The 22,685-nt window shown below is 35.9% G+C and carries 21 protein-coding genes; 5 read left to right on the forward strand and 16 right to left on the reverse strand.

The window, feature by feature from the left end; genetic code table 11:
• Positions 1 to 23: 23 nt before the first annotated feature.
• The 3 genes from RU96_RS03465 to RU96_RS03475 form a co-directional block, all read right to left on the reverse strand.
• Positions 24 to 2,330 carry an ATP-binding protein gene (locus RU96_RS03465; protein WP_071864156.1) on the reverse strand — a complete coding sequence of 769 codons (2,307 nt, stop codon included), beginning with the start codon at positions 2,328 to 2,330 and terminating at the stop codon, positions 24 to 26.
• A 1-nt stretch (position 2,331) separates the two neighbouring features.
• Complete coding sequence (locus RU96_RS03470; protein WP_084035451.1) at positions 2,332 to 3,597, reverse strand: DNA methyltransferase; 1,266 nt, start codon at positions 3,595 to 3,597, stop codon at positions 2,332 to 2,334.
• A 1,296-nt stretch (positions 3,598 to 4,893) separates the two neighbouring features.
• Positions 4,894 to 5,706 carry a helix-turn-helix domain-containing protein gene (locus RU96_RS03475; protein ID WP_071864157.1) on the reverse strand — a complete coding sequence of 271 codons (813 nt, stop codon included), beginning with the start codon at positions 5,704 to 5,706 and terminating at the stop codon, positions 4,894 to 4,896.
• A 161-nt stretch (positions 5,707 to 5,867) separates the two neighbouring features.
• Here RU96_RS03475 and RU96_RS03480 point away from each other — a divergent pair, with 161 nt between their 5' ends.
• From RU96_RS03480 to RU96_RS03490, 3 genes are all read left to right on the forward strand, one after another.
• The gene (locus RU96_RS03480; protein WP_071864158.1) at positions 5,868 to 7,124 is read left to right on the forward strand and encodes a replication initiation factor domain-containing protein; all 1,257 of its coding nucleotides are present in this window, start codon (positions 5,868 to 5,870) and stop codon (positions 7,122 to 7,124) included.
• A gap of 89 nt (positions 7,125 to 7,213) precedes the next feature.
• Positions 7,214 to 7,411 carry a DNA-binding protein gene (locus RU96_RS03485; protein WP_067626993.1) on the forward strand — a complete coding sequence of 66 codons (198 nt, stop codon included), beginning with the start codon at positions 7,214 to 7,216 and terminating at the stop codon, positions 7,409 to 7,411.
• A gap of 105 nt (positions 7,412 to 7,516) precedes the next feature.
• Positions 7,517 to 8,563, forward strand: a complete 1,047-nt coding sequence (locus RU96_RS03490; protein WP_002406514.1) for a tyrosine-type recombinase/integrase — start codon at positions 7,517 to 7,519, stop codon at positions 8,561 to 8,563.
• Positions 8,564 to 8,622: 59 nt separating this feature from the next.
• Here the strand turns inward: RU96_RS03490 and rpsI are convergent, their stop codons facing one another.
• On the reverse strand, positions 8,623 to 9,015 hold the full coding sequence (gene rpsI, locus RU96_RS03495) for a 30S ribosomal protein S9 (protein ID WP_071864159.1): 393 nt from the start codon (positions 9,013 to 9,015) through the stop codon (positions 8,623 to 8,625).
• Positions 9,016 to 9,030: 15 nt separating this feature from the next.
• The gene (gene rplM / locus RU96_RS03500; protein ID WP_308618381.1) at positions 9,031 to 9,477 is read right to left on the reverse strand and encodes a 50S ribosomal protein L13; all 447 of its coding nucleotides are present in this window, start codon (positions 9,475 to 9,477) and stop codon (positions 9,031 to 9,033) included.
• A gap of 473 nt (positions 9,478 to 9,950) precedes the next feature.
• On the opposite strand from rplM, the gene RU96_RS03505 reads away from it, so the two are divergent.
• Both RU96_RS03505 and argH read left to right on the forward strand, forming a co-directional pair.
• Positions 9,951 to 11,165 carry an argininosuccinate synthase gene (locus RU96_RS03505; RefSeq protein WP_071864160.1) on the forward strand — a complete coding sequence of 405 codons (1,215 nt, stop codon included), beginning with the start codon at positions 9,951 to 9,953 and terminating at the stop codon, positions 11,163 to 11,165.
• Positions 11,166 to 11,357: 192 nt separating this feature from the next.
• Positions 11,358 to 12,755 carry an argininosuccinate lyase gene (gene argH, locus RU96_RS03510; RefSeq protein ID WP_071864161.1) on the forward strand — a complete coding sequence of 466 codons (1,398 nt, stop codon included), beginning with the start codon at positions 11,358 to 11,360 and terminating at the stop codon, positions 12,753 to 12,755.
• A gap of 290 nt (positions 12,756 to 13,045) precedes the next feature.
• On the opposite strand, the gene RU96_RS03515 is transcribed toward argH, so the two are convergent.
• The 11 genes from RU96_RS03515 to RU96_RS03565 all read right to left on the reverse strand — a co-directional run bounded on the left by RU96_RS03515 (position 13,046) and on the right by RU96_RS03565 (position 22,684).
• Positions 13,046 to 13,798 carry a TIGR03915 family putative DNA repair protein gene (locus RU96_RS03515; protein WP_071864162.1) on the reverse strand — a complete coding sequence of 251 codons (753 nt, stop codon included), beginning with the start codon at positions 13,796 to 13,798 and terminating at the stop codon, positions 13,046 to 13,048.
• 36 nt (positions 13,799 to 13,834) lie between these two features.
• Positions 13,835 to 15,154 carry a putative DNA modification/repair radical SAM protein gene (locus RU96_RS03520; RefSeq protein WP_071864163.1) on the reverse strand — a complete coding sequence of 440 codons (1,320 nt, stop codon included), beginning with the start codon at positions 15,152 to 15,154 and terminating at the stop codon, positions 13,835 to 13,837.
• A 168-nt stretch (positions 15,155 to 15,322) separates the two neighbouring features.
• Positions 15,323 to 15,850 (reverse strand): GNAT family N-acetyltransferase, encoded by a 528-nt coding sequence (locus RU96_RS03525; RefSeq protein WP_071864164.1) that lies wholly within the window; start codon positions 15,848 to 15,850, stop codon positions 15,323 to 15,325.
• Between the two features lie 139 nt (positions 15,851 to 15,989).
• A complete protein-coding gene (locus RU96_RS03530; protein WP_249024142.1) occupies positions 15,990 to 17,453 on the reverse strand; it encodes a helix-turn-helix domain-containing protein in 1,464 nt (487 codons plus the stop codon).
• The gene (locus tag RU96_RS03535) at positions 17,443 to 18,033 is read right to left on the reverse strand and encodes a hypothetical protein (RefSeq protein ID WP_071864165.1); all 591 of its coding nucleotides are present in this window, start codon (positions 18,031 to 18,033) and stop codon (positions 17,443 to 17,445) included. Before RU96_RS03535 ends, RU96_RS03530 begins: the two co-directional genes overlap by 11 nt.
• Before the next feature lie 11 nt (positions 18,034 to 18,044).
• Complete coding sequence (locus RU96_RS03540) at positions 18,045 to 18,809, reverse strand: class A sortase (RefSeq protein WP_071864166.1); 765 nt, start codon at positions 18,807 to 18,809, stop codon at positions 18,045 to 18,047.
• Positions 18,784 to 19,878, reverse strand: a complete 1,095-nt coding sequence (locus tag RU96_RS03545) for a WxLIP family cell surface protein (RefSeq protein ID WP_071864167.1) — start codon at positions 19,876 to 19,878, stop codon at positions 18,784 to 18,786. Before RU96_RS03545 ends, RU96_RS03540 begins: the two co-directional genes overlap by 26 nt.
• A gap of 165 nt (positions 19,879 to 20,043) precedes the next feature.
• Entirely contained in the window at positions 20,044 to 20,781 is a 738-nt protein-coding gene (locus RU96_RS03550; protein ID WP_071864168.1) for a WxL domain-containing protein, read from the reverse strand.
• 19 nt (positions 20,782 to 20,800) lie between these two features.
• Positions 20,801 to 21,583: a WxL domain-containing protein gene (locus RU96_RS03555; RefSeq protein ID WP_071864169.1), complete on the reverse strand. Its 783-nt coding sequence runs from the start codon at positions 21,581 to 21,583 to the stop codon at positions 20,801 to 20,803.
• Between the two features lie 47 nt (positions 21,584 to 21,630).
• Positions 21,631 to 22,305, reverse strand: coding sequence for a WxL domain-containing protein (locus RU96_RS03560; protein WP_071864170.1), 675 nt, complete (start codon positions 22,303 to 22,305; stop codon positions 21,631 to 21,633).
• 25 nt (positions 22,306 to 22,330) lie between these two features.
• Positions 22,331 to 22,684: an EF2685/EF0750 family sortase-dependent surface protein gene (locus RU96_RS03565; protein WP_071864171.1), complete on the reverse strand. Its 354-nt coding sequence runs from the start codon at positions 22,682 to 22,684 to the stop codon at positions 22,331 to 22,333.
• Between the last annotated feature and the right edge of the window lies 1 nt (position 22,685).

A 22,685-nucleotide genomic window follows, 5' to 3' on the forward strand; every position in this document is an offset into this window, starting at 1 on the left:
TTTCTTAGAACAATAGCGATTAATTATGAATTTAGAGCATTTAAATACTCTAACAGAACTCCTATCTCTCTTGTCTTATTCATAACTTCACTTTTCGAAATAATTCTGTTACTACCATGCGTACTCAAGTTAAGAAAAGCCAAAAAACTTTCTCTCTCATTCCTTGAGCCAATTGATTTGATTAGGCTATTAATTGTCTGTTTATCTTTATTATCAGTAATCAACTGAACAAAATAATCGTAATCTTTTACAACTAACTCATAGTTACTAGATAAATTCTCTTCTTTAAGAATTCCTCTATTATTTAGAATATCAATGACGAGTAATTCTACAAGTGTTCTAACCGAAGACACAAATGTATAGCTGAATTTATCATTTAACGCCAGTTCGTTAAGCTCTGTGACAAAGGCTTTAATGCCTATAGGTAAATTAAGGGCTTGTGATACAGGCATCTTAATAAAATTTTGCCTGTGGACTGTAGACTTAATTTCTTTCGACGGATCTATTACTCTAAAATATGCCTCTATCTCATGTTGTAAACCAGTTTTTTTATCGACGAGATTTGCTTTTAACTTGACTTCTCTTATAGAATCAAATGTTATCAATCCTCGGCTCTTTTGATTGTTTACATCCAATTCATCACAAATTATTTCTAACTTCACTCCTTTATCTTCTTCACCAAAGCTATTTATTACAGAAAAAAGATCATCATATTTATACTCATGGTGCAATTTTACATCACTAATTTTTACCTTGATTTGTGGAGGATCCGGTTCAATTATATTTATTGTAGTAGTGACAATCTCATCTTCCATTTCATCCTTAATAATCCATTGCCCACTCTTGCTTAAATCTATTTTATCGGTCTCAACTGTTCCATAAAAGATTTTTCTAGAAACATTTTTATCAAGCTTACTAACTTCAGACCGAAAGCTTTCATCAATTTTACCTAAATAAATTCTTTTTTCTATATTTCTTTCTTTCTTTTGTTTTTTTATTATTTCTACTGAAAAATTCCGATCAAATAGAGTATATTCAACTTTACCATTATTAATCTTCCATTTAATAAAGTCTTTTAGTAAAACATCTGGTCTCACTAAAGTCATTGCATCAAATCCATCAATAATTTGCGCTTCATCAATTTGTTTTGTTTTTAAAAAAACAGTTTTACCATTAAGTTCATTTTTTATTTTTGAACCTGTAGTTTGAATTTTTTTATTCAGTTCTTTGATAGAATTGGTAATATCATCAGTTAAACTATTTTGAGAAAATTGTGTTCTGTCAGAATTAAAACTAATTCTTGGATCTGAACTTACGACACTTACATATCCTATCATTTGCGATAAAACTAAGGAGGTCTTAATTGGCTTCATAACAGCAGTATCAAATATCGAGTAATTATTAAAGAGATTGTTGTTCACGTACAGTAACGGTGTGAGTTCAAGAGAAATTGGATTATAAAAAAGTTCATTGATTTTTTTCTTACCGTAAGATTCTAAAATGTAAGTTTGAATGTCTAAGCTTAATAAATATTCTTCATTTTGAGAATTAAAATCTTCCGAGTATACTAGTTGGTTCTTATAAAAATAATTTATTCTATTTTTAACAGTTGAAAATTTAACGCGTAGAAATTGATTTTTCTTATGCTGGAGAGCTAAATCTATTTGTGTATTTGTTGCATACTCATTCCCATCTATTACTAATTTAATAATGAAATTAGGATCCGGAATAATGTCATCATACTTTTGATTTTTTTGGGAAATAAAAGAATTAAGGATTTTAGTTAAATTAACTTTATCGGAAAGGTACTCCTTCAAATTACCTATATTATATTCATCAACCTCAACACTAATCTCCGTTCCTGCGGCTTCATCATCTTCTTTTTGAAAATGATTTATCACTAATGGATAATCAGATACATTGTATTCTTTAATAAGTTCATTGAAATCAACTGAAAATTCCAAAACCTCTCGTTTCGTAGTTTTCCATTTAACTTTTCGCCCAAATTTAAAAACAGATAGAAAACCTAATCCTTTTGACCCTTGGATTAATCTTTTATGCCCGTTTATTTCAATCTCATGACCATATTCTTTTTCGCTTGATGATATATGAAATAACTTATTAACATCATCAGTATCCATCCCTGTCCCACTATCTTTAATAGTAAGATTTTTCTTTTCAGAATCAAGTATTATTTTTACCCATGGTGAACCCGCATCGTAAGAATTTTTTATTAACTCGTTTAAAGCAATAATATTATTAGGAATTTTCTCAGATAATTCACTAATTATATTGCCGCTGACGGTTATCTGTGATTGTGTTGTTTCCACTCTATTCCCCCCTTTTTCTCATTATCAAAACATATTCCGTATTCATTGACTTCACGGCATGATTCTTCACATTTGAAACTTTTCTAGGCATTCGTTTCGTTGGGATATTTCTCATAACTTCTAATTCAAAAGTAAAATTTTGCTTTTCAAGAAATTCTCTAGTAATTTCAGTCAATGGTAGTACTTGATTATCTACTCTTCTATTTCCCAGGGTTAAAACCATATATTTTTCTGGTTTTAACTTAAATTTCAAATTGGAAAATACTTCCAAATAATCATTTACAAAACATCTAACTTTTTTCCGCTTTCGTTCATCTATTTTAGCTAAATAATCTTCAAGTATTTGAGATGAATAGTAAAAAGTATTATTTGAATTCTTTTTATTTCCTCCCAAACTAGCAGAATCAATGCTTGAATAATTCTCTATAAGACTTTCATCAAATATTCCCAAATCCCTTCTATCTATCCAATAAATAGGTAACATGGAATATTGACCATAAGTTACAGTAGTAGCATTATCACCATAAGGAGGTGACGTACAGATTATATCGATACTATTATCTTCAATTTTACTAATCAGATTTGCTGTATCTCCAATAAATAATGAAACCTGTCTCTCTCTAGAAAAATTAGGTAAGAATTTATATGACGTTTTAATATTATTTAAAAAATCAGAAATCACATTATTTTTTATTCCCTGAATGTTTTCATCCGTTTTAACATGTAATTTAAATGTAGAAGTTCGAGTATTACTGTACCTTTTTATACAATTTATTAAGCAAACCCAGTAATACTGTCTAATATTTTTATATTTCTCTAACTGAATTGCAGCACGAATCTTACTCAAGCTTTTAATAATATCATTTCTGAACCATTTATTAATATTAGTAAATTCATGTAGCGGAAATTCAAAGTCATCATTAATCAATATTTTTTCTATTTTATTAAGTGATGTCATCAAACTTTTTTTACTTACTCCTTGAAGTTTTACTCGAGTAATCAAATTGGCTAGTGGATTAATATCAAATCCGATAGGATTTAATCCTAAACTTGCCCCTTCTACTAAAGTTACTCCCGAGCCATGAAAGGGGTCTAATATATTTTTAATTGTATGATCTTCTTCCATAACTGATTTTATTAATTCTTTTTGCATATCGGGAACCATAGTAGCTGGATATGCACTTATTTTGTGTATCCCAATTGATTTTGAATCGGCAAAATCCCAGTAACCGATGCTTTTTCTTTCCAAAATATTTTTTAGAGTCAATTTTACACCTTCCAATTTTAAAACTTTCAAAGTAGTATACTGTAGAATAGATTTATTCAATATGTACGAACATAGTATTGATGCTTTTGAATATCAATAAGTCACATTTTCCTATAATTACTTAGTGCTTGATATAAAGAATTCTATCTTACTTTAGTATCTAAATCCAATGATTTTTATTATGAATACGAATACCGATTGATTGGAAGGATACAGTATAAAGTTCTACAATTTAATAAAAGAAAAGAACTTTTTTGTTTCATGTTAATCATGTTAAATATCATGTAATCTAAATAATTGTTTACCATTCATCAACTGGGCTAATTATCCAAGATTGACTTTCTACATTTTTAAATTCTATTATAATAACTACTCATTTATAGATTCGGAATATAACTAAGATAAGTCTGTGCCAAATTAGTTTTATTATTTTTTCTTATTAAAATAATTTCACCTCTTTCACGTGGTTAGCGGCATAATCATATAGTACTCCTCCACACAGAGGTATCAATTTTTTCTTTTCCGTGGTTACCCTCCCCATCCTATTAATATTTAACATATTTACTTTCTTGAAGGGTTAGAGTGTCAAAAATGCTTTTCTACATAGTAATTCTTTTAGGAAATAAATTTGGAATAAAAAGTGGATATTCCTATCAATTTAGTCCTTTTATCCTCCTTTATTAATCTTTTTGGTTAAAAAACAGGGGATTCAGTTTAGTATAAATTTCATTTTGTACTTTTGATATCTTAAAATTGATCAACTATAAAATGAAATAATCAATTAAAGATGTAATTATGGCTCAATTCTTAGTTTTATCTTTATAACAAACGTATCAGATTATAATCCCTAATTCTATAATCTAATCCTGACTTAATATCAAAAATACTCTTATTTGTATTATAATCGATAACTTTACATAGCAAATAGACAAATCAGATTGAATTAAATCGTACTCATTTTCTCAATCCGTAATATATATTTTTTCAAGCGAATGTTGCTAAGAGATATTTCAAACCATTAAACATTCAGCACGAACACACTATGACTTCCTTATTGTTTGGAAAAAATTCTGTTGATAAAAAGACAAACTCCATGTCGGGTTTCGCCACAAGCGAATTACCCGATCTGGAGTTTTGTCTATTGCAGGGAGGCGCAGCCGGACTGCAGAAATAAAGCCCCCGGTTCTAACAGGGGGCTAACAGGGGGCTAACAAAGAACAGGAAACTGTGACAACTACCCATTGGGGAGTGTCCTAGCGGTATTTTCTTTGTCACATGCTTGTAAATTCTGTCACCTTATTTTGATGATGGATATGCTGCGTTTAACAGACGTTCTTTCTCGACTTCCATCACGAATGGTAGATAAAGATATTGTTGTTCTAGTAGATATTGATTGTCCTCTGTGTACTGATAAGAAGCTGTTTCTGTTGAATAGACCAACGGGGCAATTCGAACATCTCCGGTCAATTGATTTATCGAGTATAGAAGGATGGCTTTTTCAACTAGCTTCTTGGGCAAATGCTTTCCAAAATAGGAATAATATTCTTGATTTGCTAAATAGACGAGTAAGCGATCCACACTAAAGTTGGAGAAGGTAAAGGGCATAATGTGCAGAATATGATTTTGATTATCATGTTGTAAATAGAGTTGGGCTTCTTTACCAAAATTGGTTGAACCAAGGTAAAGCTGCTTTTTCTCGTCGATACATTGGAAAGTAAACTGGTCTTGTTCAGTTGGTGGAATGAGGTTTGTAATAAAAAATTCAATCATCCGATCCATTTCTTTTTCACTAACAAGACCGGCTTGTTTCATTTCGTCTACTATCAGTCCTTCAATCTTAGGATCAAGCTTACCTGCCTTTTTTTGAAGCATTTCTAAAATGTATTGATTTTCTTGATCACCATACAAAAGATATTCGTTGGTGACATGACCCACCTCTGCAATTTGGTGAAGGGTTTCAGTTTTTGGAAGGTTAATTCCACGTTCCCAGTTATTGACTGTACTTCGCGGTAAATCACCAATTAGTTTGCCAAATTTCTCCATACTCAGCTTTAACTCCTGGCGAATCTGCCGAATTCGATTGCCTACTGCCTGCTTGTCTATCTCCATGAAAACTCCTCCTCAGGATGAATTCTTAAATTTAGTATACGTGCGTACTTAAAAAAAGTCAAAACATATTGACTTAAAATAAATACAGGCGTACAATTGGTTTGTGCTTAAAATAAGTCAATTAGTTCTTTGACAAGTAAATAGCAGAAGGAGGTTTGTCTATGAATCAAGTGAATCAACATGATTTCGGGGAATCGATTCGAGTTTCTCGAGAAGAAAGGGGGTGGACCCAGCGATATTTAGCAGAAAAAGTGGGAATTTCGAGATCGTTATTATCGAAAGTAGAAAAAGGAACGAGACGATTAAGTGAAGAAAAACTGAATCTTGTATTGGATAGTTTGCAAGAAGAGATTGTTCCAGTTAATCGTGTTTTGATTGATTATCTAACCATTCACTTTTTCTCGAATCAACATTTAAAGTTGATTGAAGAGATTATTGGCATGCCTATTGAACGCTTTGAGGAATTGGATTATGCACCAAAGGGCTATATTGGGCAATATGTTTGGAATCAAGTAATCACGATTCGGTATTCCATTGACGATACGGTTAAAGGAACCGTAATGGAGTTTTCAGGTCAAGGCTGTAAACATCTTGCCATGCGTTTGAAGACCGCAAAATCAAACTGGCAAGAGTTCTTTCGTAAGGTATTAGCTTATCAGGGAAATTTTACACGGATTGATTTTACTTTAGATGATTTTGTGGGGAGTCTCAGCATTCCAGAACTAAAGCGTAAAGTAACACTAGGCCATGTATGGACCACGTTTCAAGTGAGTGAATCTCATGGCGGGACGGATATCACAAATAATGAATCAAATGGCGAGACCTTGTATTTAGGCTCAAAGAAGAGTCAATGTCGCTTTTGTTTTTATCAGAAGGATTATGAACAACGAAAGCGAAGAGGAATACCACTTGAAGAGGCAGAAGTGAAAAATCGCTTTGAACTACGGTATCGAAAAGAGAAAGCACAAAGCTTGGCAAAGATTATTTCAAGATCCCATGATTTAACCAAACTGTTCTTTGAGTTACTTAATGGAGCAATTTGTTTTTATGACCGTGATCCAAATGATCCAGATGCAAAAGTCGATGCCAAATGGGCAGCCTTTATTGACAACCGTGGCGCAATCACCATTTCTTTAGAGACAATTCCTCAAAGCTTTGAAAAAAGTATGAATTGGTTAATTCACAGCGTTTCTCCCACCCTCGCATTTATTCAAGAGGTAGATAATCATTTTGATTCAAATTTGATTAACGAGATTATTAGCTGTGGGAAACTTAGTTCAAGGCAGCAAAAAATTTTAGAAAATTTGATTGCTGAGCCTGATTATTATCAGGAAGAAGTAGAATTTTATATCCAGTGTCTTCAAAATATGAAGACAGAAAAAATACACAAAAAAAGCAAAGCACAGCTTACACATTAAAATGTATAAACGTACTCCGCCCTAGACAAGTTGAGTATAGCACATTTCCTTGTGTCAGCCAAAAAACATTTTTGGAAAGGAAATAAACTATGAAAAATACAATAACTACTTATGAATTGCCCTATCTACTTACTAGAGAACAAGCTTCTCAGTTTTTAGGGATTGATCCAAAATCTTTTGATAAATTCGTTCGCGCAAACGATGAGTTAGAGCGTTTTATGATAGGAAGACAAGAGCGATACACTGTCACTTCCCTCATCAATTTTATTAAGACGCACTCTATCTAGCTAAAATATCGTAGGATGGTTGATTAGATGCTTTTCGCCATGTAGAATGGCGGTGTATTCAACTAGCATTTATCAACCATCTTTCAGTGAAAGGATTTGTTATAAATGCCTAGTATAATTAAACGTGGTAACTCATATAGAGCTCAGATCTCACTTTACAACCATGGTCAACATAAGAAATTGACAAAATCATTTAGCTCTAAAAAGGAAGCAACTCGTTGGGCTTTGGAAAATGAATTGGAGAAAGGAAATGGAAAACAATTAGCAGAGCGTACAACAACATTTGCTGACTTCTTTGAAAACTGGATTCATATCATAAAGAAAAATGATGTAAAAGAAACGACTTTTCAAAATTATCAAAGGACTTCTCAAGTGGTGAAGAAATTGTTTGGCGATATACAGTTAAAGGATTTGAACGATATTGTAGTACAACGAAAAATAGATAAGTATGCAGAGACTCATTCTCGTAAAACCACTCATGAAGTACTATTAAAAATCAAAACGGCATTACGAGATGCTTATGCTCGTGGCTATCTTGCTACCGATTTTGCAAATTTAGTCAAAACACGAGGGAAAGTTTTAGATAAGAGAAACCGTGCACTTTCTATTACCGAATTAAAGAAACTGCGTACTTATGTCATTAATCATCGAGAAAATGAGTTTAACATTCTTGTACTCCTTGCCTTAGAAACTGGTATGAGACGCGGAGAACTTTTAGGTATACGTCCCGAAGACCTCTTTGAATATGGTATCCATGTCAGACGTTCTCTTAGTCCAACTTCTGAAGATACTTCGTTAAAAACCAAAAATTCAAGACGAGATATTTCCATTAACCAAGAAGTCTACGATATTCTAAAATCTGTCCCGATTAAGGATAATGGATATTTTTTTGATCCTGACGGCTTTCAACAATCTGCTAAGCTCGCCAGATTACTGAAAAAACTAGATATTCCAAAAACCACCTTCCACGGCCTAAGAGATACTCATGCTTCTTTTCTATTTTCACAAGATATTGATATTGCCTATGTATCAAAACGCTTAGGTCATATCAATATTCAAACAACGCAGAACTATTATCTTGAATTGATGCCAGAAAAAAAGCACCAGCAAGATGCTGATGCTTTAAACCTCTTAAATTCTTTGTCAAATTGATAATTTGAACCAACTTGAACCAAAAAACTCTTGTAAACGTTGATACAATAAGGAATTGATTAACGTTTTGAGAATTGTGAAGCTTTACGAGCTTTCTTAAGACCTGGTTTTTTACGTTCAACCATACGAGCGTCACGTGTTAATAAACCAGCACGTTTTAATGCAAGACGGAAGTCAGGATCAACTTCTAATAATGCACGTGAAATGCCGTGGCGGATTGCGCCAGCTTGTCCAGCATAGCCCCCACCGTTTACGTTTACCATTACATCGTAAGCGCCAGTTGTTTCTGTTACGCCAAATGGTTGGTTGATAACTAAACGTAAATCAGCATGTGGGATATATTCTTCAATGTCTTTTTTGTTGATAGTAATTTTACCAGTACCTGGTACCAAACGTACGCGAGCTACTGCATTTTTACGACGGCCTGTGCCGCTATATTGAGCTTGTGCCAATGAAATTCCCTCCTATTAAATTAAGTTTGTGATGTCTAATACTTCTGGTTGTTGCGCTGCGTGTGGATGTTCAGCACCACCGTAAACATGCAATTTCATGCCTTGAGCACGGCCTAAAGTGTTTTTAGGTAACATGCCTTTTACAGAAGTTTCGATCAAACGACGAGAATTTTTAGCACGCAATTCACCAGCTGAAACTTGTTTCAAGCCGCCAGGATGATTTGAGTGACGGTAGTAAATTTTATCAGTTGCTTTTTTACCTGTTAATTTCACTTTGTCAGCGTTAATGACGATTACAAAATCACCTGTATCCACATGGGGGGTGAAAGTTGGTTTGTTTTTACCGCGTAAGATTGAAGCTACGACTGCTGAAAGGCGTCCCATTGGAACATCAGTAGCGTCTACTACATACCATTTACGTTCTACTTCGCCTGGTTTGGCCATATATGTTGTACGCAAGATTTTTTCCTCCAATTTCAATTTCGAATGTTTACAATCACTTGAGTTTCCGGGGCTCTTTGTGGGGTAAACAATACCATTTAACATAATAACGGTAAAATGGCGCAAAGTCAATCAAAAGTCGCGGCTTTTCAAAGTATTTTTAAACTTTATTTTTGAGATACATTTTTTTCAACTATAGTAAAAATTAACTTCTATCATTTCCATCTATTACAAAAATAATTTTTAACGTACTTTACAATGCGTTCCCCCTCTTTTATTTTCAGAAAACCACTTTTTGCCTTTCACCTTTCTCAGCCAACTTTTTATACACAAAAAAATTTATAAATCGCTTATTTATGTATATTTTATGTTTTTTAGAAATGTTTTTGTATAAATATTTATATTTTTCCTTGCGTTTTAATTTTCAATTTGATACGATAGCGTCAACACATTTTTACTCACATTAAAAAGCACAACAGAAAGGGCGTATTACGATGAAAGAAAAGGTTGTATTAGCATATTCAGGAGGACTAGATACCTCTGTATCCATTAAGTGGTTGACTGATGAAGGTTATGATGTCATCGCGTGTTGTTTAGATATTGGGGAAGGAAAAGATACGGCGTTTATTAAGGAAAAAGCTTTACAAGTAGGCGCAGTGGCTTCTTATGCCATTGATGCCAAAGACGAGTTTGCCAATGAGTATGCCTTAATTGCTTTACAAGGCCACACTTTTTACGAACAGTCTTATCCTTTAGTATCAGCTCTATCCCGACCGTTAATTGCGAAAAAATTAGTTGAACTAGCCCGATCAACTGGCGCTACAACGGTTGCACATGGTTGTACTGGTAAAGGAAATGACCAAGTGCGTTTTGAGGTTGCGATCAATTCTTTAGCGCCAGAATTAAAAGTGATTGCACCTGTCCGTGAGTGGAAATGGTCCCGTGAAGAAGAAATTGCCTATGCAGCTGAAAAAGGTGTCCCAATTCCCGCTGATTTGGATAATCCATATTCCATTGATCAAAATATTTGGGGACGTGCCTGTGAATGCGGCATTTTAGAAGATCCGTGGGCGACACCGCCTAAAGGAGCTTACGAAATTACGGCAGAACTAGAAGAAACACCTGATACGCCAGATATTGTGGAAATTACTTTTTCAAAAGGTATTCCAGTAGCGTTAAATGGTGAAACATATAATTTTGCCGATATTATTATGGAATTAAACTTATTAGCCGGTAAACACGGCATCGGTCGCATCGATCATGTAGAAAATCGTTTAGTCGGGATTAAATCCCGTGAAGTCTACGAGTGTCCTGGCGCAGTGACATTGATGACTGCCCACAAAGAGTTGGAAGATTTGACGTTTGTGCGAGAAGTGGCGCATTTTAAACCGCTAATTGAACAACAATTAAGCAACATCATCTATAACGCACTTTGGTTCAATCCTTTAACCGATGCGTTAATTGCCTTTTTAAAAGAAACGCAAAAATATGTTAATGGCGTTGTTCGCGTGAAATTATTTAAAGGAAACGTAATTGTCGAAGGTCGTAAATCAGAAAACAGTTTGTATTCTGAAAACTTGGCTACTTACACTTCTGCTGATACTTTTGATCAAGATGCAGCAGTTGGCTTCATTAAACTATGGGGGCTACCAAGTAAAGTCCATGCAGAAGTGCAAACACAACTCCAAGTAGAAAATTTGGTGAAATAAAGAAAAACAGGAACTTTATTTTATCTATCAACCTATGAAATAGGGCTGTGGTATATAAGTTAAACATCTACTTTGAATTGCTAAGTTAAGAATTTTAAATTAGTAAAAGTTCTTTTTTACAAAAAATAAGAACTTCAAAGCTTAGTCAAAACTTATGCCACAGCTTTTTTTAACGACAAACGAGGTGGAAAAATGGCAAAATTATGGGGTGGTCGTTTTGATGGTCAAAATGAAAGTTGGATTGACGCTTTTGGCGCATCCATTTCCTTTGATCAAAAAATGGCGGCACAAGATATTAAAGGTAGTTTAGCCCATGTGAGCATGTTAGCCCACACTGGTATTATTACAGCAGCTGAAGCTGAAAAAATTAGCGCGGGTTTAAACAGTTTACAAGAAAAACTGGCACAAAAAAAGCTAGAATTTACAGTTGAAAATGAAGATATTCATATGAATTTAGAGGCCTATTTGGCAGCAGAAATTGGCCCTACCGCTGGAAAGCTCCACACCGCCCGCAGTCGTAACGACCAAGTGGCGACGGATATGCATTTGTATTTAAAAGATGTCGTGGCTCAACTCATTCCAAAAATACAGCATTTTCGGGATGTCTTAGTGGAAAAAGCCAGCGAAAATGTGCACACTATTATGCCCGGCTATACTCACATGCAACATGCCCAACCGCTTTCGTTTGCCCATCACTTACTGGCGTATTACGAAATGCTCACCAGAGATCAAACACGTTTTACAGAAAACTTGCAACGCATTGACGTAATGCCTTTAGGTAGTGCTGCGTTAGCAGGTACTACCTTTCCTATTGACCGTTTTTTTACAGCGGAAAAATTAGGTTTTAGTCAAGTTTATAACAATAGTTTGGATGCGGTTAGCGATCGCGATTTTATTTTGGAATTTTTAAGCAATAGTGCCATTTTAATGATGCACTTGTCCCGCTTTTGTGAGGAGCTGATTTTATGGTGTTCCCATGAATTTCAGTTTGTCGAATTAACAGATAGTTTTTCCACCGGTAGCTCAATTATGCCGCAAAAGAAAAATCCTGATATGGCGGAACTGATTCGCGGCAAAACCGGACGGGTCTACGGCAATTTATTTGGTCTATTAACGGTGATGAAAGGTTTACCATTAGCCTACAACAAAGATTTTCAAGAAGATAAAGAAGGCATGTTTGATACTGCTGAAACGATTTTAACGAGTTTGGATATTATGGCGGGTATGATTGACACCATGAAAATCAACAAAGAACAGATGGCTAAAGCCACCGAATCTGATTTTTCTAACGCGACAGAACTCGCTGATTACCTAGCCAGCCACGGGGTTCCCTTTAGAGAAGCCCATGAAATCGTCGGAAAACTGGTATTGTCTTGTTTGAAACGAGGGATTTATTTACAAGACGTCTCACTTTCTGAATACCAGCAAATTCAAGACGTGATTGGCCCTGACATCTACGAAAAGCTGTCTTCTTACAATGCTGTTAAAAATCGTCATTCTTATGGTGGCACTGGTTTTTCACAAGTAGAAGAGCAAGTAAAAGCCGCTCAAGTCCAACTGCAAAAAGAAAAAGAGGCCGAAGACGAATAGTAGGAATTAGCAGAAAATTTCTAATTAAAGCTGCCGACTAAAATTCAGTAAAAATGCGCATTTCTATGTTTTGTTACTTATTACAGCAAAAAATTATCCCGTCTACTTCAAGGCTACCTATATATAATAGAAGAAAAATTTTCGCACCTAAACGCTAGCAAATGGATGTTGTAGCGCTGGGGTAAAACTTCTATTACTATAGGTAGTTTTTTGTTGCAAACAACGAAATTGTCCGTTCAGGCTTGATCCTTAGCTGTCACGGGGTGTATTTTACTTTCCGAGTTGGCTATTTACTGAAATTCGGTCATTTGAGAGCGAAAGCGTAATGGCAAATGATTGCGTTGGGCTTCTGGGTTAATCCGTTCTTTAATGGTTACACTTTCTAAAAAAGCCCGCCACTGTGCGCCAACAATATCGTTTCCTTGTAAAAACTTATCTGCAGGTAGCGTAATGTTTTCTAATAAACGGTAACCTCCATTTTCAATACAGGCGAGTAATTGATGCGTTTCATCGTAAATCATCACTTTTTCATGGGGATAGCGTTTGGCAAAGTGCGGACAGATGTACGGGAGACAATAATGCTTAGGGGTAATTTTAGCAAATAGCACATCTTCTACATACTCAAAACGGACAAATCCCTTGTATTGATGCGCTTCACCGTATAACGCCCGAATTGCCGTATCTAAAGCTAAAATTTCCGGTTTACCGATAAAATTTTGCAGATGATCTTTGGTATCAAGTGCAATATGCAACGCGTGCAACAAATATGTTTCCTTATTTTCTAGACTAGTGTTAAAACCATCATGTAAAAAAACATAATTATTAGGCGTCAAAACTTCTCGCAAGCGGCGACCAATTTTTTCCGCCTTTTTTTCATCGGTTTTAATCCACTCGGGAGGAAATAAATTATTTTCAGTTGTCACAGGATTTAAAACCACCGCCGGAAACTGATGACGGCGAAAAGATAAATCAATCACTGTATAAAAACCTGCCAATGTCCCGTCATATTCTAAAATATCGATGGTTTCTTTCATCCACACCATCTTCAATTCCTTCTTTCTGCTGCTAGTTCAAGTAAATTATTGTAGGGCAAATTGCTTTTGCTCACCTTTTTTTCGTTCCAAACTTTCCACATCAAACAAGCTCATCTGCTCTCCAAAACTTTGGGTATTAAGGGACTTCAATTGGTTAAACTGGCGCTTTGAAATTAGTGCTTCAATAATCCACTGAGGATCTTGCACAAGCCCCGCTACTTTTTCACCATTACAGGTAACAAAATATTGCGCGCGTTTAACCACGACCCCTAGTTTTTTCAAATCGCTTAAATGTAAATGATAATATTTACGTGCTCGTAAAATATTGCGAGCACTTTTAGGGCCAATTCCTGGCACCCGTAACAAAGTATCTAAATTAGCACTTTGTACGTCAACGGGAAAACGCTCCAAATTTTGAATCGCCCAATTGGCTTTGGGATCTAAATACAAATTAAAATTAGGCTGTTCCTTTTTTAAAATTTCATCGGGGGTAAAGTTATAAAAACGCATCAACCAGTCAGCCTGATATAAACGATGTTCTCGTAGTAACGGTGGCTTTTGTGTTACTGCTGGCAATAAAGAATCTTGATTCATCGGAATATAAGCCGAGTAATAGACGCGTTTTAATTGATATTTTTGATACAAATTTCCGGAGATTTTGACAATCGCCCGATCGGTTTCAGGGCTTGCACCAATAATCATCTGCGTGGATTGACCGGCGGGTACAAAGGGTGTCGCCTTTTGTCTGACAGCTGGTAATAAACTATCTTGCTCTTTTTTTAGCGCAATTTGTTTCATCGGTTTATAAAGTTCATAAGGATCTTTATCTGGTGCCAAAAGCTGTAAGCTATCTTTTGAAGGGAGCTCGACATTGACACTCATGCGATCAGCTAAATAGCCCAGGCGTTCAATTAGCAAACTATCGGCTCCTGGAATGGCTTTGACGTGAATATAACCACGAAATCCTTTTTCAAAACGCAAAATTTCCAACGTTTTAATCATCAACTCGCAGGTATAATCAGGAGATTTCATAATCGCTGAACTTAAAAATAAGCCTTCAATATAGTTGCGCAAATAAAAATCCATTACTAAATTTGCTAATTCTGCTGGTTTAAAGGTCGCCCGTGGGCGTAAATTGGAACGCCGATTGACGCAATAATGACAGTCAAAAATACAAGCATTACTAAATAAGACTTTTAATAACGAAACACAACGCCCGTCAGCAGTAAAAGAATGACAAATTCCCGCAGCAGCAGTGCTCCCAATCGTTCCACTACGACTTGTGTCACTAACTCCGCTACTGGAACAGGAAACATCGTACTTAGCGGCATCGGCTAAAATTTCAATTTTCTTCGTCAAATCCATCGCGTTCTCCTCCTTTTACAAAACCGAACGTATGTTTGTATTTTAACAAGAAAAAAGACGCCTGTCAAAAGACGTCTGTTGCAAAATAACGTGATGATAATTGGTAACTGCACTTATTTGAAAGTAACAATACGATTTAATAAAGAGCCTTAAAAATTAACTGATCGTTTACAAAATCAGTTCGTATAAATCACACGTATCTCTCCCACGATCATCAAAAGCACGTAACTCTTTTCTTTCCCGCCACTGATAGCCACACTTTTCGTATAAGCTTTTAGCAGGAAGGTTAGCGGCAAAAACATCTAAACGAATCGCCTGGCATTGTTTGGCTAAAGCGACTTCTTTGGCACAAGCAAGTAAACTTTTGCCTATTCCTTGTCCTTTGTAATTATGATCGGCTAGCAGCGTGTGAATTACTAAAAATTCAGTATCTGAAAGTGTCCGATCTTCCCAAGCGATTTCACTATATTCCGCTTCATGAGCATGATTCAAAATAACGCTTCCAACAATTTCATCAGCAATTGTTGCGAGATAGAGTTCCTCGTTTGTTAAAGCTTTTGTTACATCGGCAACCACAGGATAAACTGCCGGTATCCAACTAACTACGGGATAGTCAATTTGTGGCATCACTTTGTTAAAAAAAGCTACGACTGCCGCTTTTTCCTTTGCTGTTGCCAAATGTGTTTTGACTTCCATCTACTCACCTTCTTTTCAAATTTTTCTCACTAGTTTAAATCAACTATACCACGTCATTTCTTTTGATGACATAGCGCTTTATTCAAAAAGCTGAAAATAAATAATAGTAACAAATTTTCCCCACTGAAATTTGCTACTATTATTTGTTTTTAACTTGATTGGCGGCAAAATAATCCCCATTGTATTTTGCTTCTCTTTTTTGAATAACTTTTTGAGCCAAGTTCGCCCAATCTAACGGTCGTGGGGGCGCAAGCCAAACCACACAATCCTTCTGACAAATTGCCCCTAATTCTCGGGAATCCGTCAATAAAATATCCGCGGTATCAATATCTGTAGTAATTTTAGCTCCGACTTGTTGAAAAAAATCGAGGTTTTGGGTAATAAATTGGTTATACAAATGTCCATAAGAAAAATCAACGTACACGTTGACAGCTTTTAACAACAAATGCTTGGGAAATACAGCTAAAATCAAAAACAAATATTGAAGCAGCAAATTTTTCTTCTTTTGATATAACTCAGGAAATACATTTTGAATACTCGTCAGATAATCCCGACAAAATGCCAATACACCAGGATAGTTTTGCTGAAAGTAAATAATATTAATCTCTGGTTGAATACTTTCATAAGCGGCGCTTGTTTCCAATAATTGAAAATGCAAAAAATTACAACGGGCGATAAATTCAGCTTGACTGGCTTTATCTGCTTGTAACTTGGGAAAAGAGGCTAACAATTGCTGACTTAAATTTTGACTCCACTGCGTAATTTTAGCACTCTTTTCCAAATGAAATGACATCCCCACTTCTTTTAAAAATGTGCCGTAATAACAAATATAAGCCGCAGCTTCCGCGGTCCGCACGGCTGGTGGTAAACGGTAAAAAAAGGGTGTCGCTTCTTCTTTTTTTATAAGTTCAGTCGGTAGTAGTTCTATTTGCTGTTCTTCTACATAACGTTCTTGTTGGATACGCAGATTCGTCACATAAAGATAATGCATCAACTTAATTTTTTGATGAATTGTCATGTTGGCTTTTTCTAACGTGGCTAACTTGGTTTCAATGATGCTTTTATCGGCTGAAGTGTAACAATCTTGCAAATTTTTAAAAATACGGGCAAAAATTTCAGTTAAAAATAACCGCACATTCTTTTCACTGTTACCACTTAACCGAAATTTCTTATCAATCGTCATTCCAAATTTACTTAAATAACCATTTAATTTTTTATAATTACTATGGGCAATCGGATAACTAATCATCTTTTTTTCAGAAAGTTCATTCAAGGATTTGAATTGTCCTAAAGCAGAACCAGCCAGTATTTGAAAACTGATAGAAGCCGCGACATACTTTTCCAGCAAGCTCTCTGAACTAGCAGCACCGGTAATTTCCATCTGTAAGAAGGGTTCCTCAATAAAAATATGAATTTCTTCAGCTAATTGATAGTGCTCCAAGTCTAAGATAAGTTGATCAATCAAACTTTTTAACACATAATTTGATATTCCTAAGTCCTCCATCAACTCTTTTTTAGGGATGGCAAAATAAGGGCTACGTTCCAATTTTTTTAAGAACTGATATTTACGCCATTCTTCTTTTGCTAAAAATTCAGCCAGCAAATTCATTCCCCCTTGTTACCAATTGCAGGCTTTGATCGCCGTATAATACTAATCCCGATAATAAATAGGCGCTTTGCGCAATTTCAGTCCACTCATTTATGGCACTCCCAGCTTGAGGATTGCCTTCTGGTGGCAATGTTGGAATTGCCTTGGGCGCAAAAAACTCATCATCTAAAATTAAAACATTATTTTTCCCTTGGGCATGATAAGGTGGTATATACGCAGGGTTTTCTGCCCATTTGGGAGTTCTTTTACTTTTTAGTGTCGGATTTTGTAGCGTAGCATAACTACTATTTTCTGCTAGTACTTCTTTATTCTTTCCTGATTGTGACACTATTTTTTGGGGCGGGGATGTAACTGTTTGGTCTTTTTTATGTTCCAATTCCAGTTGTCCACTAGTTTTTTGGTCATTTTGCTGATCTTGATTATCTTCTTGCCGCGCTTCTTCATTTGCAATCGGCGTAATCGCATTTTTAGGATCTAATGGGTCATAAATCACTGTTTGCGCCAAAGCGTGTTCGGAAAACAAGAAAACCGACGCGCCCAATGCTAAAAATACAGAGTATGTCCTTTTTTTCATTCTATCCCCCCTCATTTGGAACTAATTCTTTTAATCGTGATAATCCCCAGTAAAAGACAAAGCAAAAGTGACAGAACTACAAAAAGTACATAACCTTGATTGTAACGCTGATTTTTTTGCACAATCGTTTTTTCCTGTTGCTTTATTTGCGTAAGATTTGACGTGCTTTTTTGTACTTGTTGTCCTCTTACGACAAAACGCCATTGCGTTTGTGTCGGTTTATCACAAGTGATTAGCGTAATTTCTGTTTGCTGGTGATCATCTAAAACTTGTAGTTCGGTTTGATGCACCAATTGAGTTTCTTTTACCACGTATTGATAAATTTCCCCTTCATAACGTAAATAAATCATATCGCCCACTTGAATTTGCAATAATTTACCAAATAATAAATTATCGCGACCTAAATGATGACCGATCAACACCATATTATGGTTTTGCGGCTGGCGTTCCGGAAATAGACTACCAGCACCAATTAGTAAATTTTGGTTTGTAATGCCATTAAAAATGGGGACACTCATTTCTAAAGCCGGAATGAGAATATTTCCTGTTGCCAAAAAAACAGTATCTTTTTTGAAAGTCAAAACATCAGCCAAATCCGGTGGCTGCACTGCTTCAAGGGAAACAGGACTTGCCAATTTCGTAACAGAAGTTGTGGTAACTGTAGTATTTTCTGTTTGATAAATCAGTAACGCTTGCTTTAAAAAGGGTAAAAAAAGCAAAAAAACCGCCACACAATACAATAAGATTAGACTAATCCGGATCTTTGGTTTCATCATCTTCTTTATTTTTCTTTCTGCGCCAAATCAAAACGATTAAAATGATCAGTAGTAATAGCAGTAAACCAATGAGAATATACAACCAAGTGTAGTCCTTTTTAATCGTAACGTCGGTGTCATTTAATTTTTTGGCTACTTCTGCTTTAATTTCAAAGTCTTTTGCTAATACCCAGTGATATTCATATTTGGTTTTGGCTTCGTCACCTTTCAACTGGTATTGCCCCTTTGGATTTTCTTGTCCGAAGGCTTCTATTTTCATCGTATATTGACCTGCTTTTAATGGCTCACCATTTAAAGCGACGCCTAAATTAAAATTAGAATTAGGGGCCATTTGCATTCCAACTTGTTCTGAGGTGAAAAGTACTTTGTCACTACCCTTTTTTGTAATAGTCGTTTTGGTTGCCAATTGATTTAAATAAGTAGGCTTTGGATTTTGCAAATTTCCTTCAATCACATTTCGAGCGTTACGCTGGTTAGCTGCTACTTGCGTTAATTTTAAATCTGGGGCGCCATTTTTCGTTGTTTGGCGCATCAAAAGTGCTACAACATACGAGTACTCATTTTTTATGGCTAAACCTTTATCTGCTTTTTTGGTTTCGTCCTTATTTTCATCCGCTACTTTTTCTTTAAAAGTAATCCCGCCAGCGATGACACCGGCAAACTTTTCATTGGGCATTTGGACTTTCACTTTATATTCCGCCGCAGAATGAGGCGCTAGTGTTATTTCGTTTGGTGCTTTTGTAAAGTCTTTTATATTATATTGAAGCGTTTGATCGGCTTTAATGGCATTTTGACTATATTCCACTACGCCATTACTGTTAGTTGTGGCACTATTAATTTGTGCTTCAACGACAACTTTTTGAGCCGTATCATTGCGTAAGGTCACGGTTAATTCGTCTGTTTGGTTTGGTGCTAACAACAAATCAAAGTATGTTTTATTTTTATCAATTTGATTAGCCGAAGCCTGTGGTGTAACAGCAAAATTAAATTCCGAAGCAAAACTTGTCTGAGGAAAGATGCCACAACAAAAAACGACGGCAATCAGTAAAATTAACTTTTTAAACTTCATTTCTTTTAATCCTTTCAGTAAAAAAGTGATAGATAACACAGAAGACCCGAACAAGGTAGAAGAAAGACACACCTTTAAACAAGTAAACTTCTTGTAGGCTTCATTTCATTCTCCCTTATTCGGGAATACTTATTCCATTGTGTTAGATATTACTTTTTAATGCTTTTAATTACCCGGTGCATCCGTTAAAACCCAAGTAAATGTTGTCGTATATTCTTTAGCGTATTTGGTAGTAGAACCAGGTACACTTAGTTCAATACTGTCAGCGGCAGTTGCGGCATCTGTACCCCAATCTAATAGATACGTTCCAGCCCCTTGACCTGCTTTAGCAGCCATAACATCTTGTAATGCTCCATCCGGATCTGCAACAATTGTCGCTTTTCCTGTCGGTTTAGCCGAATCAGAAGCCGTAACGACATTCCCGTTTTTAAACGTAATTTCCGCTCCTGTTAACACTTCATCATCGGCGGTTTTAAATTGGTGATTTTGTTTCATTTGAAGTGTCCAGCCAGCTTCTGTTCCGCGATTATCGGTCACTTGAACGAAGTTAGGGCCAGTTTTTTCTACACCGTCTTTATCCAAATATTTTTGAGCTTTTGCTTTATAGACTTCATTTTTTGAAGTGATTTTTTGAGAACCAAAATCTAAACTTGAAGCATAGTCAATCGATAACGGACCCGCTGTGCCGGGATTAGGACCGTTTGGATCAGTTGGATCGACGGGTTTAACTGGATTAGTTGGATCGATTGGATCAACCGGATCGGTAATATCATTATTAGGTGTAAAGGTAATAACACCGTTTGAATCATAATTTGCTCCATCTGCAGCAAAAGCAGTGACCCCGCTAACTGCCATTCCAGCTAAAATACTTGTTGTTAAAAATAAATAACCCATTTTTTTCATCATTGTATACTCCTTTTAATTAATTTGCAGGTACGTCTGATAAACTCCACGTCAATGTCGTACTATACTTCACAGCATCTTTTGGCGTGCTACCAGGAACTGATAACGTAATAGCTTTTGTCACTTCACTATCTACTTCATTACCATCTTTATCTTTTTCTTTCACTGTTTCAACTGTGCCCCAACGATCAACATAAGTTCCAGCACCTTCACCTGTTTTTGCTGCCATGACTAAACTTTCACTTCCATCTGGATTTAAAGTAATTTCACTAGCAGCCGTTGGATGAATTGCTGTTGAATTACTAGCGACAGTTGGTGCAACAAATTTTACAACCGAACCAGTTAAAGTGTCATTTAATGTACTACTAGCTTTGAACTGACCGTTTTGTTTTACTTTTAAAGTCCAGCCGGCATTATTCCCGCGATTATCTGAAATTTGAACATAGTTAGGCGTTGCACTACGGCCGTCTTTATATTGTTGTGCCCGAGCATAGTACACTTGATCACTGTTAGTGATTTTATTAACACCAAAATCTAAACTTGAAGCATAGTCAATCGACAATGGACCATCTGTGCCAGGATTAGGACCATTCGGATCGGTGGGATCCACCGGTTCAACTGGATTAGTTGGATCTGGATTAGTTGGATCCACGGGTTTGGTTGGATCTGGATTGGGGATAAATTCGACAACCCCATTTGAGTTATATTCAGCTGTCGTTGCTGCCTGAGAAGCGATGCCTCCCACTAAAGAAAGTGAAACTGCTGTAATTGCTGTAACAGTCATAAAACGAATATTTTTCATCATCATTACTCCTTTTTTAATTCCTTAATGCTAAATTTAACACTTCGTTATGGAACATTTTTCAACGTCCACGTCAATGCCGTTTGATATTGTTTAGCGTATTTAACTGTTTTACCCGGAACGTGTAATGAAATAGCTTTTGCGCCAGTTGTAGCATCACTACCAAAACGATAAAGCCATGTTCCCATTCCCTTTTCTGATTGAGCGGTGATAACATCTATCTCGCTGTTAATCGGTAAAGTAAAACTTAAAAGCGCAGTTGGTGCTAAATCAGCTGACAAATTTGAAACCAATTCCCCTTGTTGAAAAGAAAGTTCTGCACCTTTTAGTAATTGCCCATCTGTCGTCTGAAACTGGGTCGTTTGTTTAACTGCTAAACGCCAGCCACTACCAGTACCACGGATATCACTCACTTGAACGTAATTGGGACCAACTGCCTTTGTGCCATCAGAAGTAATATATTCTTGGGTCTTGGCGTAATATATTTCATCTGTTGTGGAAATGGCCTGCTGACCAAATTGAAAACTTGAAGCAAAATCTAACGAAAGACTGCCACCAGTTCCTGGTGCTGGACCACTTGGATCAGTAGGATCAATGGGTGCCACTGGTTTTGTTGGATCTGGTAACAGTGGATCTAGTGGTTTTATCAGCGTGCCGCCACTACTTTCATAATTCAAGTGGGTAGCTGTATCTGACGCTTCAGCCTTACTGCCACTAATCAAAATAAAAGTGATGAGACAAAGAAAACTAATGATTTGAAAATTTTTCAGTGTTCCCGCCTCCTTTTAATTTGAAAAAAATTAATACCAACAACCCTACTCCTATTCCTGAGGTAACGTAAGAGGAAGTATCCCCCGTCAACGGAATAATCACATCTTGCCCTTTATAAGTTGGCAAAGCACTGGCATAATTGGGAGCAGGCTTACTAGGTGTCAGATTTTCCGCTTGGTCTGGCTTTTTGGGCTCCTCATTTTGATATTCATATTGCCCATAAAACGAAGTGACACTATTACTATCGTAGTTAACCTCACTGGCAAAAACAGGTAAGGCAGCACAGAACCACCAAATTACGATTACGCTGCTAATTAGTATTTTTTTCATC

Origin of the sequence: Enterococcus canintestini, from assembly GCF_001885735.1 — a bacterium.
Lineage (GTDB): Bacteria > Bacillota > Bacilli > Lactobacillales > Enterococcaceae > Enterococcus_C > Enterococcus_C canintestini.